Consider the following 13821-nt stretch of genomic DNA (forward strand, 5'->3'; position numbering starts at 1 on the left):
GGTTATTTAACAAGTTTAGTTAAGGAAAAAACTGAATCAAGGCTATTGGCTATAAAGAAATGTATTGCTGCCCGCCTTCAAATTCTGTTTTTAAAGCATCCATTAAAGCTTGTAAATGTTCTTCGTTGCTTAAGAAATCAGCATTTACGGCATCCACAAAAATGGTTTTTATATTATGTTGCTTTATATAACTGGTATAGGTTTGTTGAATATTAAATAAATACTCATCGGCTATATTCTGTTCGTAGATGCGGTTTCGCTTTTTAATATTTTTCTGCAGTTTCTGAACGGGTGAATGCAGGTAAATTAAAATATCGGGGAAAACAATTTGTGCCTGCATTATGTCGAATAAACGCTGGTATAATCTAAACTCTTCTTCAGGTAAATTCACTTTTGCAAATAGCAGGCACTTGGTAAAAATATAATCTGAAACGGTAATGTTTTGAAACAGGTCGCTGGTGTGAATCATGTCTTTTAGCTGCTTATACCTTTCAGCCATAAAAAATAATTCCAGCGGGAAAGCATTTTGTTTTGGATTCTCATAAAATTTTGGAAGAAAGGGGTTATCGGCAAATTGTTCCAGTATAAGTCGTGCATTTAGTTTTTTGGCGAGCAAGTGTGCCAGTGTTGTTTTGCCTGCGCCGATGTTTCCTTCAATAGCTATGTAATGGTATTGCATCAGCTCTCAAAATTAAAAGCAGCAATTACTTTTCTAAGGAAATTTTATGCACAGGTAATTCATCTTTACATTCTTTCAGCAATTCGCTGATGGTTTTTTCGTAAACAGGATGTATAATATCGCCGGCAATTTCTGCAAGCGGCGTTAATACAAATCTTCTTTCTGCCAAACGTGGGTGAGGAATAGCAACTGTTATGGAGTTATAAATCAGTTCATCTATTAATAAAATATCAATATCAATAATACGGGGCGCCATTTTAAAACTGCGCTGCCTGCCCATTTGGCTTTCTATTGCCAGCAGGCATTGCATTAATTCATCTGGTTGCAGTACCGTACTAATTGATAAAGCCTGGTTATAAAAATCAGGCTGTTCCGCAAATCCCCAGGCCGCAGTTTGATAAACAGAAGAGATGCTGTTAATGCTGCCGCAATTTTTCTCAATAAGCCTTGCTGCCGCATGTAAATTTTCTAAACGATTGCCCAAATTGCCACCTGTAAGCAAAAAAGCTGTATTCATAAATACGCATGTAAATGGCTTCAAATATCTTTATTTTTGTGCATCGTGATGTATGAACTGTAATTGCACATTCCCTATATCTTAAAAAGCAGAGTTTTGTTGTTCCGGTTTAATCAGTCACTTTAAGGGTTAGTAAATTCAGATAAAATGAGAAGTTTTCTTAAGATATTTCTTGCAACACTGGTAGCATTAATAGTGTTTACGCTTGCTTTATTTTTTGCTTTTTCAGCAATCATTGGCAGCGCCACCTCACCGTCTAAACCTGATATTGGTAACAATGGTGTTTTGGTGCTCGACTTAAACCAGCGGTTTGAAGAACAGGCAAGAAACAGTCCTTTAAACACTTTGTTTGATAATCCTTCCAATAATGTTCCGGGCTTGTACGATGTGGTACGCATGATTAATCATGCCAAAAGCGATTCCTCTATAAAAGGTATTTATATAAAAGCCGGTGACAACGAAAATGGCTACGCTGCAAGCGAAGAATTAAGGCAGGCTTTGATTAATTTTAAAAAGAGCAACAAGTTTATAATTGCTTATGGCAACGTTATTCCCGAACGCGCCTATTATGTGGCTACAATTGCTGATAGAATTTATTGCAACCCTGCCGGCGGCGTTGAATGGAATGGTTTTGCAGTTGATATGCTATTTTTAAAAGGCCTGCTTGATAAGCTTGAAATTAAACCGGAAATTTTTTACGCGGGTAAATTTAAAAGCGCAACCGAGCCTTTGAGGGCAACGCAAATGACAGATGCCAACCGCCTGCAAACCACTATCTGGCTAAATGATATTTATAATAATTTATTGATAAAAACTGCCGAAGCAAGGCATTCCGATACGGCTACTTTACATAATCTTGCTAATACAGGCGCTGTACAAACAGCTAATGATGCGTTGAAGTATAATCTGGTAGATGGCTTGAAATATGATGATGAATTAAAGGCAGAGCTTTCAAAACGTCTTAAAAAAGATGTGGATGATGATATAAATTTTATCCCTTTTGGTAAGTATGCAAAAGCTGTAAACTTTACCAAAAATGGCAGTGGCGGAAAGATTAATATTATTTATGCGCAGGGCGATATTGTGGATGGAAAGGGGGACAAAGACCAGATTGGGAGCGATGATTTTGTGAAGCTTATCCGCAAAGCCAGGCTGGATGATGATGTGAAAGCTATTGTTTTCCGGGTAAATTCACCCGGCGGCAGCGCCATGGCAAGCGAAGCAATATGGCGGGAAATTATTTTGGCAAAAAAAGCAAAACCTGTTGTGGTGAGCATGGGCGATTATGCAGCATCGGGTGGTTATTATATTTCATGCGCTGCGGACTCTGTATTTGCGAATGAAACAACCATTACCGGGTCAATTGGCGTGTTTAGTGTTTTGGCTAATATGAAGGATTTCTTTAACAATAAACTCGGCATAACATTCGACGGCGTAAAAACGGCAACTTATGCGGATCTCGGTTCCATAAGCAGGCCGCTTACCGATCCTGAAAAACATTTCATGCAAGCTTCAATCGATACTATTTATTCCACTTTTAAAACACGTGTGGCTGATGGCCGTAAAAAGGACACCGCTTATGTTGACAGTATTGCGCAGGGCCGCGTTTGGATTGGCAACCGCGCTATTGGCATTGGCCTGGTGGACCGCACCGGAACTTTGCAGGACGCCGTAAATTGTGCAGCACGCATGGCAAAAATTACGGATTACCGTACAAGGGAATACCCTGAACAAAAAAGCTGGTTTGAGCAATTAACAGATCAATCTTATTCAGCAGAAGGTCAACAAAAAGCATTGGCAAAAGAAATTGGCCAGCAACAATACATGCTTCTGCAAAAAGCAAAGCAGTTATCTGAAACAATTAATATTCCGCAGGCAAGACTGCCTTTCGATTTTGAGTGGCGCTGATAGTTTAGGTTGAAGAGAAATAACTATTCGTCGCCCAATAACTCCCTTTCAATTTCTTCCATCTGCACAATATCCCAGGCCTCGGTTTCTGAAGGTGTGATATTTAACTCGCTGTCTAAATCCAATTGATTTATGAATGCCTGCACAGGCAATTGCAATTCGCATATAACAAATGAAACCTGCTGCTCATAAAATTGCTGTTGCCATGCAGCTAATTCTTTAACAAGATTTTCTTTAACAGTCACGACGTTCTTTAAGTTGATAACAAGATTTGTCTTATGTTGCAGGAACGAAGTAAGCAGTTCTTTTAATTCTGCTGTTAAATTGTCAGAAGTAAAATCTGAATCCGGCGTTATTATCGTAAATTTTTCTCTGGTATCAATTTTGAATTTCATATTGCTCTCTATTAGATTTTTTAACACTTGTGCATAATTGATTTAGTACAGACCTCAAAAATATTTCTTAAACTTGTACAAACACTATTAAATGGATAACAACTTTTCCGCCCAGGTTAAAGAGATCATATCCTATAGCAGGGAAGAAGCATTACGATTGGGAAATGATTTCATAGGCACAGAACATCTTTTGCTGGGATTGATTAGAGATGGGGAGAATACAGCAATAAAGATTTTAAAACAATTAAACGTTGACCTGTACGAACTACGCAAGGAAGTTGAACTCGCCGTGCGCGATAAAACAGGTAAAAATATAGCAAACATTAACAGCCTTCCTTTAACCAAGCAGGCAGAAAAAGTGATACGGGTAACTGTATTGGAAGCAAAAGCGCTGAAAAGCCCGCTGGTTGAAACAGAGCATTTAATGCTATCTATTTTAAAGAATAAAGAAAACATTGCTACACAAATTTTAAATCAGTACGACGTGGATTACGATTTATTTAAGACAGAGCTTGGTGTTGTACGCAGCAATGAACCGCGCAGCGAATACACCGAAGAGAATGATGATGATTTTGAAGACGAAAGAAAGCAGGGTTATTCATCAGCACAGAAAAAAACAACCGGCAATGCAAAAAGCAAAACGCCGGTATTAGACAATTTTGGCAGGGATATTACCAAACTTGCCGAAACAGGCGCGCTTGATCCTATAGTTGGCCGTGAAAAAGAAATTGAAAGGGTTTCGCAGATTCTCAGCCGCCGCAAAAAGAACAATCCTATTTTGATTGGCGAGCCGGGCGTTGGTAAAACCGCTATTGTAGAGGGCCTTGCATTACGCATTGTTCAAAGAAAGGTAAGCAGGGTTTTATATGATAAACGTGTTATCAGTCTCGATCTTGCAGCGTTGGTAGCCGGTACAAAATACCGCGGCCAGTTTGAGGAAAGAATGAAAGCCATTATGAATGAGCTGGAGAAGAACCGCGATGTAATTCTTTTCATTGATGAAATTCATACAATAGTTGGGGCAGGTGGCGCCAGTGGGTCGCTCGATGCCAGCAATATTTTTAAACCGGCTTTATCAAGAGGGGAACTGCAATGTATTGGCGCTTCAACTTTAGATGAATACAGGATGTATATTGAAAAAGATGGTGCTTTAGACCGTCGTTTTCAAAAAGTAATTGTTGACCCGCCTACCGTTGATGAAACCATCCAGATATTGAATAACATTAAGCCTCGTTATGAAGATTATCACAATGTTGTTTACAGCAACGATGCAATAGAAGCTTGTGTTAAGCTCAGCGACCGCTACATGACAGACCGTTTATTGCCCGATAAAGCAATAGATGTATTGGATGAAGTGGGAGCAAGGGTGCATTTAAAAAATATTAATGTTCCGCAGAATATTCTTGATCTTGAAAAACAGATTGAAGAAATAAAGCTTGAAAAGAACCGCGTGGTTAAAAGCCAGCGTTTTGAAGAAGCAGCTGCTTTACGCGATACAGAAAAACGCCTTGGCGAAGAACTGGAAAAAGCAAAGACAGATTGGGAAGAAGAAAGCAAGCACAAACGTTACCCAATAGATGAAGAAAACATCGCTGAAGTAGTAAGCATGATGACGGGTATTCCTGTGAAACGCATGGTGCAGGCAGAAAGCGAAAAATTGCGCAAAATGTCTGATGATATGAGAGGAATGGTTATTGGGCAGGATGAAGCCATTTCAAAAGTGGTAAAAGCTATTCAGCGTAACCGCGTTGGGCTAAAAGATCCTAAAAAGCCGGTTGGCAGCTTTATTTTCCTCGGCCCTACCGGTGTGGGTAAAACAGAGCTGGCAAGATCACTTGCGCGGTATATGTTCGATTCAGAAGATGCATTAATCCGCATTGATATGAGCGAATACATGGAGAAATTTACGGTGAGCCGTTTAATTGGTGCGCCTCCGGGATATGTTGGTTATGAAGAAGGCGGGCAGTTAACCGAAAAAGTACGCCGTAAACCGTACAGTGTTATTTTGCTGGATGAAATAGAAAAAGCGCATCCTGACATCTATAATATCCTTTTACAGGTATTGGACGATGGCCAGCTTACGGATGGTCTTGGCAGGAAAGTGGATTTTAAAAATACGCTGATCATCATGACTTCAAACATTGGTGTGCGCCAGTTAAAAGATTTTGGTGAAGGCGTGGGCTTTGCAACGGCAACAAGGATTCAAAATGCAGAAGAAAATAATAAAGCCGTTATTGAAAAAGCATTAAAGCGTACTTTTTCTCCTGAGTTTCTTAACAGGATTGATGATGTGGTAATATTTAATGCTCTTACAAAGGAAAATATCTTCCAAATCATAGATATTTTAATGAAGGGAGTATTGAAGCGCCTCAGCAGCATGGGCTTTACATTGCGTTTAACCGATGAAGCAAAAGAATTTATTGCTGAAAAAGGTTATGATGTCCAATTCGGTGCGAGGCCTTTGCACAGGGCAATACAAAAATATCTTGAAGACAGCCTGGCAGAGGAAATACTCAACATGAATATTAAGCAAGGCGATGTTCTTATTGCCGATCTTGACAAAGAAAATCAAAAGATAAAATTCGAGTTTGGTAAAAAAGAAGAAGAAGCCAAAGTTTAAAAATATACAGAAACTGTTAAGAGCCCCGGTTTAAATCGGGGCTCTTTTTATTTGAATTAATAAGAATGGTAGCAGTATAAATGATTTTCACACTCCTTAATAAATTTAAATACCTAACCCAAAAAAATTAATACCTTTCCATTGTAATTAAATTCCTGCACTAATCGTTACGCCTTATTATGACAAACGCCATCCATTGTTTTCATCTTTTCAGGCAACCATATTTAGTTGGGTTACGTATTCTTATCAAAAACATAAATCCTTGACAATTTGGAATCTTTATACAAATTAATCAGGGATTGCATTGCAAGGGACAGTAAAAGCCAGCGTGTATTTTACGAGTATTACTATGGATTTGCTTTAAAAACGGTATTCAGGTATATATATCAATACGATAAGGCTGTGGATGTTGTGAATGATGGTTTTGTAAAAATATTTAACAGCCTTGAAAGGTTTAAGCTTAAGAAAGAAGATGCCGATACGGAAAGGATACTGATGGGCTGGATGAAACGCATCCTGATTAATACAGCCATAGACGAATTAAGAAAGCTGCAGAATTCACCTGTTGTTGTAGAACTCCCGGAATATATATGGGAACAAACAGACAGGCGTTATGATGCGGATCAAAAAATATTATATAAAGAACTGATTTGCGAGATAAAACGGTTACCACCTTCTTACAGAAAGGTATTTAATATGTTCGTTATAGATGGCTTTTCACATGGCGAAATTGCGAATATGCTGGGAATTTCTGAGGGTACTTCAAAGTCGGCATTGGCAAAAGCAAAAGCCCAGCTAAAACGATTTATAGAAAACAGATTTGCTGAAAAAAGTTATGCTGTATAATAACGATGATTTTGAAAAATTATTCCGTAAAGCGGCTAAGGGCTACCCCCTGAAAACAGATTCAGCCAATTGGGATGATCTTGCAGCAAAACTTGAAACTTCACAAAAAACGGCCGCAAAAAAAAATAAATGGAAGTACAGTTTAATTATCCTGCTGCCGGTTCTAATAATAGGTTCAGTATTAGTTTACAGGTTCAATACAAACACAAACAAGAATAATATTGAGGAGGAGACAACATCGGCCTCAATACCACCTATTAAAGGTTCAATAAAAGATGAAATACAGGCCAGCAATATAGATGTTTCACCTTTAATTAAAGAAACTGTACCGGCAAATGAGGTTGCACATACAGGAAAAGAATACTTGTTACCGGCGGAAATAAGCATCCTGGAAAATAGCACTAATATAAATACCGGTTCTTTTAGTGAGGGCTTTAAAGTTATGGCAAACCTTAACCTTCCTGAAAGCATATTATATAATAAACGTATAATGCCAGTGCAGCCGGGCCATGCTGAACCAGCAATGGAGAAAGAAGAACCTAAAAATGAAATAGCGGCAGAAGATGCAGCAAACGCACCTGAATCAACCCAAATAAAACTAAAGCTGCAAAAAAGGATTTATGGCGTGGCATATGGCGGGCCCGAGTTAACCAGTGTTAAATTTCAAAGGGCTTCATCTCCAGGTTACAGGCTGGGTGTGGCGCTTGGTTATAAAATAAATAGCAGGTTTAATATTGAAGTGGGCCTGCAGCGGGAACGAATAGATTTTTACAGTGACGGCAGATATATTGATACGGCCCTTTTACAAATTAGAAAGGGGAATGATATTGCAAAAGCTTACGCCAGCAGTAAAATAACCAGCGTGCCACTTAAGCTAAAATATAATTTCTGGCAAAAGAAAAACAGCAATTTCTTTATTGGGGCAGGCGTAAATGCTGTAATAATTACGCATAGTGAACGGTATAACTATGCTGTTTCAAAAAATGGTGTTCAGGGTTATATGTCGAAAAAATATAGCGCGCTAACGGTGCCTAAATACTTTTCAGGGGTAACCTTTAGCGGAGGTTACCAAACGAAAGTGGCAGGTAGCTGGAGTGTTAAAGCTGAGCCATATTACCAGGCCCCGGTTAAAAATTTTGGTGTTGGAAAAATACCTGTCAGCAATTTTGGAATTGATATAGGAATAATAAAAGACTTGAAATAAAAATACTAAGCTTTGTTTGATGTGTTTAATGTTCCCTTACGCCCGGCCTGAAAAAAACAAATCTTTGGGGGTTCTTTTAGAGTGGTAAACTCAAAGCCCCGCCTTGGTGCGGGGCTTTTTTCTGCGTATGATTTTTGCACAACTTTTCATTACAAAAAACGTTTTATGGGTATGAAGCGGGTTGCAGTTATTTTTATTTTAATATCAATACATATATCGCAAAGATCTTTTGGCCAGTGTAAAACCTATAAATTAAACGAAAAGGGTGATACCATTAATTGCACTGATTTTCAGAATTTAAAACAGGGAAAATGGGTAACTAGGGTTGAAGAAAATTATGGAGAACCCGGCTACCAGGAAACAGGCTTTTACAAAGATGGTAAAAAGGAAGGCGCCTGGACGCGCTTTAATTTAATGGGCGATGTAACTGCTGAAGAGCAATACAAATGGGGTTATAAAGATGGCATATGCCGTTATTATAACCTGATGGGATTAATACGTGAAGAAAGCTGGCGTGCAACCAATCCTAAAAATCCGTATGATACGGTGAGGGCTTATCATCTTGATAATCCTGATAAATACGATTTAAAAATTATTAAGGTTGATGCATCAACGGTAAGGCATGGCACCTGGACTTATTATGATCCGCAAAGCGGAACAATTGCCAAAACAGAAGAATATGTAATTGACCAGCTTATTCCTGTAAAAAAAGCAAAGATGGTTACGGCAAAAGATTCCTCTGTTTTTAAAAGCCCTGCAGATTCGCTTGCCGCTGCCAATAAGAAAAAACCTCCGGAAGTATTAGAATGGGAAAAGAAACATCAGAAGAAAAAAATTAAAGTAAGAGACGGAGCAACAGGCGTCAATTAATCATTCTCTGATTTTAATTCTTCCTGCGATTTATGCACAAGAATTTTATCAATACGATTATTATCCATATCTACAATTTCAAACCTGAAGCCCTGCCATTCAAGCTCATCGCCGGGCTGTGGTATACGCTCCAGTTGTTCGAGCACAAAACCTGCAAGTGTATCAAAATCCAGCTCGGTTTCCGGCAGGTAATCGGTGTGATGAAAATAACTTAAGAAATTATAAAACGGTATTTGCGCATCAATTAAATAGCTTCCGTCTTTTCTCTCAATAATCTCATATTGTTCTTCATCAAGATGCGGCACTTCGCCCACAAGTGCATCGAGAATATCATTCAATGTAATTATGCCCTGTAATGTTCCATATTCATCCACAATAAATGCATAATGCGACTTTTGCTCTTTAAATCTTGCCAGTATTTTATAAGCCGTATTATTTTCAGGCACGTACAGTCCCGGCCTCATCACTTCTCTTAATGGTGTTCCCGGTTCTGCATTTATAATATTTTTAAGGGAAACAATACCTTTTATTTTATCGATAGTACCGTCGCATAAAGGAAAAACACTGTGAATCTCATCATCGGGCAGTTTGCGCACATCATCTACTGTAAGGCTTGAATCAAGCCAGATTATATCGCTGCGGTGCGTCATCAATGAAGTAATATTCCTGTCGCTCAAATGAAATACCCTTTCAATAATCTCCTGCTCCGCTTCTTCGATAGTACCCTGTTCTGTGCCTTCATGTATGATGGCCTTTATTTCATCTTCTGTAACATTGGTGTCTTTATTCTTGATGTTTAAAAGATTCACAATAACGTTTCCTGATTTGGAGAGCAGCCACACAAAGGGATAACTGATCATGGAAATAAAACGCATGGGGGCGGCCAGGGTTTTGGCTATTTTTTCAGGATTGCTTAGCCCTATTTTCTTTGGCACCAATTCGCCCAGTACCAATGAAAAATATGTTACAATAATTACAATTACAGTCGTTGCCAGCCCATTGCTGTAAGGTGCGGTGAAATCAAATTTTTGAAAAAAAGCTACGAGGTCATCTTTTAAATTTTCTCCTGAAAAAATACCATTAAGTATGCCGATTAAAGTAATGCCGATTTGTATAGTGGAAATAAAAGTGTCTGGATGATTAATGAGTTTCAGCGCTTCTTTCGCCCTGTTGTCGCCCCGGTTTGCCTGGGCTTCCAGCCTTGCCCTGCGTGAAGATACCAGCGCAATTTCGGCCATAGCAAAAACTCCATTCAAAAGAATGAGCCCAAGAATAATTAATATTTCAGTCATATAGAGTTGTAAAACTAAATAATAAGTAGTTACCTATAACATTTGTGTTACGATGTTAACAGGTTACAAATTTCGGGCAAAAGCCTCCGGGGATTTTAATGCAGGCAAACCAATTTTTTTATTATAAATAAGCGCCACGCAATAACCGATAATGCTGCCTATTATGGCGCCCGCCAAAACATCAGTTGGATAATGAACGCCAACATACACCTGGCCATAGCTGATTGTGGCCGCCCAGAAGAAGAACAAGTAAATCCAGTTGCCGCAATATTTTCTTAAGGTGCAAAAAATAAAAACGGCTGCACCAAAATGATTGGTTGCATGCGAGGAAGGAAAACTGTTGCCACCGCTGCAATGGTTTAAAAGCATGCGCACATATTCAATCATATCCGGATCCCGGCATGGCCTTAACCGCATTGCCCATTGTTTTACAACGGAACTGCTGAATTGATCAGTAAGTGTAACATTAATGATGATAAATAAAACCCAGGTCCAGGCGCGCCAGCCAAAATTCAGTAATATAAATATTAATAAAAACAGGTAGAGCGGATACCAGGTAGTTGCATCTCGCCACCATGGAAAATTGCTGTCGAGGAATGAGTTTGTCCAAACTGTATTTATCTTATAGAATAATTGAATATCCCAGTTATGTATTGTTTGCCACATGGCTTTTATTTATTTCAATGTCAGTGAATCTTTTTTGCAATCATAATCATCCTTGGTGAATTCTTTACATGATAAGTATTCAGGTTGTAATCGCCAAAAACGTCTTGCACCATTAATCCCTGGTAAGAAAACATGTCTGTAAAATCACCTAAAGAAAATTTTTCAACCTGTTCTGTAAAAGTTTCATCAATGCTTTTTGCAGCATCGTTCACATGAATGCGTTTGTAAAAATATTTTGTGTCACTCCATCTTTCTATATTAAAATCAATGCCTTCAAGTTTCAATGTTTCGTTATGTTTCAAGTGGTATTCTGTATAATGCACATTCAAATAGTCAATAATCAGGAAACCATCCTGCTTAAGGCTTTGGGCTAATGTGCGCATGGCATCATTATGTTCACGGGCTGTTTTAAAATAACCAAAGCTTGTAAAAAAATTAAAGACATAATCAAAATAGTTGATGTAAAAAGGCAGCCTTATATCGTGCAGGTAAAAATGCAAGTTTTCAGTTTCATTTTGCTGAGCTTCAGCAATTGATTCTGCACAAATATCAATACCTGTTGTATTAAATCCTTTTTCTGCCAATGCCGCGCTGTACCTGCCTTTGCCGCATGCAGCATCTAAAACATAACTTGCTGCAGGCATTTGTAATTTATCTGCGAGTTTATTTACCAGCATAGTTGCTTCAGCCTTATCATGTTTTCTATATAAAACATCACTGTAAGGCGAGCTGAACCATATTCTAAACCATTCATTAGCCTGCATGCAACAAGTTTTTATTTCAGTTTTAACCGGAATATTTATTCACCATAAAACAGCTTTCTGTTTTTTACGGTATGTTTGCGCACTGCAAATAACCGCAAAAAATGGCTTTAATAAAAAGTATATCAGGAATAAGAGGCACGATAGGAGGAAAACCCGCAAATTCTTTAAGCCCTTTAGATGTAGTAAAGTTCACTGCTGCTTATGCCGAATGGCTGAAGCAACAAACCCAGGATAAAAAAAACAGGTATTCAGTTGTAGTTGGCAGAGATGGCCGTATCAGTGGGCTATACATACAGCAGCTTGTAATATCCACATTGGTTGCAAGCGGAATTGATGTAATAAATCTTGATTTAAGTACAACACCAACTGTAGAAATGGCCGTTGGTTTTAATAATGCCGATGGTGGAATTATAATAACGGCAAGCCACAACGGCACAGAATGGAATGCCTTAAAATTATTGAATGGACAGGGCGAATTTTTAAGCGCTGCTGATGGTGAAAATTTGCTTGCGCTTGCAGAGAATGAAGCATTCGGTTTTGTAACTGTTGATAAAATAGGTACAGTTACAAATGATGCCCTTGCCATGGAGAAGCATATTGAAACCATTGTGCAGTTGCCGATGGTTGATGTGGAAGCTATTAAAAAGAAGAAGTTTAAAGTTGTTGTTGACTGTATAAACAGCACAGGTGCAATAGCTGTTCCTGCGTTACTAAAAGCACTAGGTGTAAAAGATATTATTTTATTGAATGAAGAAGTAAACGGAAAGTTTGCGCATAACCCGGAACCATTGCCGCAACACCTGAACGGTATATGTAATGAAGTAAAGAAACAACATGCAGATATTGGTATTGCTGTTGATCCTGATGTTGACCGGCTTTGTTTTATTTGTGAAGATGGCAGCCTGTTTGGTGAAGAATATACGTTGGTTGCAGTGGCAGATTATGTGTTGCAGCAAACAAAAGGTAATACGGTAAGCAATCTTTCATCCACCCGGGCATTAAAAGATGTAACGCTTAAACATGGTGGCGAATATTTTCCCAGCGCCGTTGGCGAAGTAAATGTTGTTACAAAAATGAAAGAAGTAAATGCTGTTATAGGCGGTGAAGGCAATGGCGGCGTTATTCTTCCTCAATTGCATTATGGCCGTGATGCCCTTGCCGGGATAGCGTTATTCTTAACCTATCTTGCAAAAAATAATAAAAGCGTTTTGCAATTGCGTAAAACCTATCCCGATTATTTTATCAGCAAAAACAAAATAGAACTGTCAAACGGTGTTAATACAAACAGCATTTTTGAACAGTTGCAGCGCAAATACAAAAATCATCCTGTTAATACAGAAGACGGGTTGAAGATAGAGTTTGACAAAGACTGGGTTCATTTGCGTACCAGCAATACAGAGCCGATTATCCGCATTTATGCCGAAAGCAATTTTGAAACCACTGCCGATAACATTGCCCGCCGGTTAATGGCGGATATAAAAGAATACATGTAAATTATAACATGGTTAGTTTTTCCAATGCAGCCATTACGGTTGCATCCCTCAGCGATATTCCCACACTGCTTGTGTTGCTCAACAGTGCTTACAGAGGCGAGGTTTCAAAACAGGGCTGGACCACAGAAGCTGGTTTAATTGCCGGTGATGTGCGCACTGATTACGATGACCTTTTACGTGTTATGCAACTGCCTGCAAGCATCATGCTGAAATACACAAATTCTCAAAACGAAATAACAGGTTGTGTAAACCTGGAGCAACGTGGCAATAAAATTTACCTCGGCATGTTTAGTGTTTCCCCACAATTGCAGGGTGGGGGTATTGGGCGGCAGTTATTGCTCGCCGCAGAAGAATATGCCCATTATCTTAACTGCAGCTATATCTACATGCATGTAATTTCCGCACGTTCAGAATTAATAGCCTGGTACAAGCGAAATAACTATTATGATACCGGTGAAAGAATTCCTTTTAAGGAAGATGGCTTAAGCGGTAAACATTTGCAGCCACTTGAATTTATGGTGCTTGAGAAAAAGTTAGCGAATAAGGCTGATTAGATACCTTACTTAC

13 protein-coding genes are annotated in these 13821 nt (G+C 38.8%); 7 read left to right on the top strand and 6 right to left on the bottom strand.

Annotation, left to right across the window (positions count from 1 at the left end; translation table 11 throughout):
- Window positions 1-49: 49 nt before the first annotated feature.
- Together ACTHN6_RS22450 and folK are read right to left on the bottom strand one after the other, a co-directional pair.
- On the bottom strand, window positions 50-679 hold the full coding sequence (locus ACTHN6_RS22450) for a deoxynucleoside kinase (RefSeq protein ID WP_440438030.1): 630 nt from the start codon (window positions 677-679) through the stop codon (window positions 50-52).
- Window positions 680-704: 25 nt separating this feature from the next.
- On the bottom strand, window positions 705-1196 hold the full coding sequence (gene folK, locus ACTHN6_RS22455) for a 2-amino-4-hydroxy-6-hydroxymethyldihydropteridine diphosphokinase (RefSeq protein ID WP_440438031.1): 492 nt from the start codon (window positions 1194-1196) through the stop codon (window positions 705-707).
- A 147-nt stretch (window positions 1197-1343) separates the two neighbouring features.
- Here folK and sppA point away from each other — a divergent pair, with 147 nt between their 5' ends.
- Window positions 1344-3104: a signal peptide peptidase SppA gene (gene sppA, locus ACTHN6_RS22460; RefSeq protein ID WP_440438032.1), complete on the top strand. Its 1761-nt coding sequence runs from the start codon at window positions 1344-1346 to the stop codon at window positions 3102-3104.
- Between the two features lie 23 nt (window positions 3105-3127).
- Here sppA and ACTHN6_RS22465 read toward each other — a convergent pair whose 3' ends face one another.
- Window positions 3128-3499 (bottom strand): STAS domain-containing protein, encoded by a 372-nt coding sequence (locus ACTHN6_RS22465; protein WP_440438033.1) that lies wholly within the window; start codon window positions 3497-3499, stop codon window positions 3128-3130.
- Between the two features lie 91 nt (window positions 3500-3590).
- On the opposite strand from ACTHN6_RS22465, the gene ACTHN6_RS22470 reads away from it, so the two are divergent.
- The 4 genes from ACTHN6_RS22470 (at window position 3591) to ACTHN6_RS22485 (ending at window position 9039) form a co-directional block, all read left to right on the top strand.
- Complete coding sequence (locus ACTHN6_RS22470; protein WP_440438034.1) at window positions 3591-6119, top strand: ATP-dependent Clp protease ATP-binding subunit; 2529 nt, start codon at window positions 3591-3593, stop codon at window positions 6117-6119.
- A 270-nt stretch (window positions 6120-6389) separates the two neighbouring features.
- On the top strand, window positions 6390-6965 hold the full coding sequence (locus ACTHN6_RS22475) for an RNA polymerase sigma factor (protein ID WP_440438035.1): 576 nt from the start codon (window positions 6390-6392) through the stop codon (window positions 6963-6965).
- The gene (locus ACTHN6_RS22480) at window positions 6955-8169 is read left to right on the top strand and encodes a hypothetical protein (RefSeq protein ID WP_440438036.1); all 1215 of its coding nucleotides are present in this window, start codon (window positions 6955-6957) and stop codon (window positions 8167-8169) included. Before ACTHN6_RS22475 ends, ACTHN6_RS22480 begins: the two co-directional genes overlap by 11 nt.
- Before the next feature lie 171 nt (window positions 8170-8340).
- The gene (locus ACTHN6_RS22485) at window positions 8341-9039 is read left to right on the top strand and encodes a hypothetical protein (protein ID WP_440438037.1); all 699 of its coding nucleotides are present in this window, start codon (window positions 8341-8343) and stop codon (window positions 9037-9039) included.
- On the opposite strand, the gene ACTHN6_RS22490 is transcribed toward ACTHN6_RS22485, so the two are convergent.
- The 3 genes from ACTHN6_RS22490 to ACTHN6_RS22500 form a co-directional block, all read right to left on the bottom strand.
- Window positions 9036-10331, bottom strand: coding sequence for a hemolysin family protein (locus ACTHN6_RS22490; protein ID WP_440438038.1), 1296 nt, complete (start codon window positions 10329-10331; stop codon window positions 9036-9038). The two genes, ACTHN6_RS22485 and ACTHN6_RS22490, sit on opposite strands and share 4 nt — an antisense overlap.
- A 63-nt stretch (window positions 10332-10394) precedes the next feature.
- On the bottom strand, window positions 10395-10997 hold the full coding sequence (locus ACTHN6_RS22495) for a phosphatase PAP2 family protein (protein ID WP_440438039.1): 603 nt from the start codon (window positions 10995-10997) through the stop codon (window positions 10395-10397).
- Window positions 10998-11017: 20 nt separating this feature from the next.
- A complete protein-coding gene (locus tag ACTHN6_RS22500; RefSeq protein WP_440438040.1) occupies window positions 11018-11761 on the bottom strand; it encodes a class I SAM-dependent methyltransferase in 744 nt (247 codons plus the stop codon).
- Window positions 11762-11862: 101 nt separating this feature from the next.
- On the opposite strand from ACTHN6_RS22500, the gene glmM reads away from it, so the two are divergent.
- Both glmM and ACTHN6_RS22510 read left to right on the top strand, forming a co-directional pair.
- Window positions 11863-13254 (top strand): phosphoglucosamine mutase, encoded by a 1392-nt coding sequence (gene glmM, locus ACTHN6_RS22505; RefSeq protein ID WP_440438041.1) that lies wholly within the window; start codon window positions 11863-11865, stop codon window positions 13252-13254.
- Window positions 13255-13262: 8 nt separating this feature from the next.
- The gene (locus tag ACTHN6_RS22510) at window positions 13263-13808 is read left to right on the top strand and encodes a GNAT family N-acetyltransferase (protein WP_440438042.1); all 546 of its coding nucleotides are present in this window, start codon (window positions 13263-13265) and stop codon (window positions 13806-13808) included.
- The last annotated feature ends 13 nt before the right edge of the window (window positions 13809-13821 follow it).

Source organism: Parafilimonas sp. (assembly GCF_051953455.1).
Classification (GTDB): domain Bacteria; phylum Bacteroidota; class Bacteroidia; order Chitinophagales; family Chitinophagaceae; genus Parafilimonas.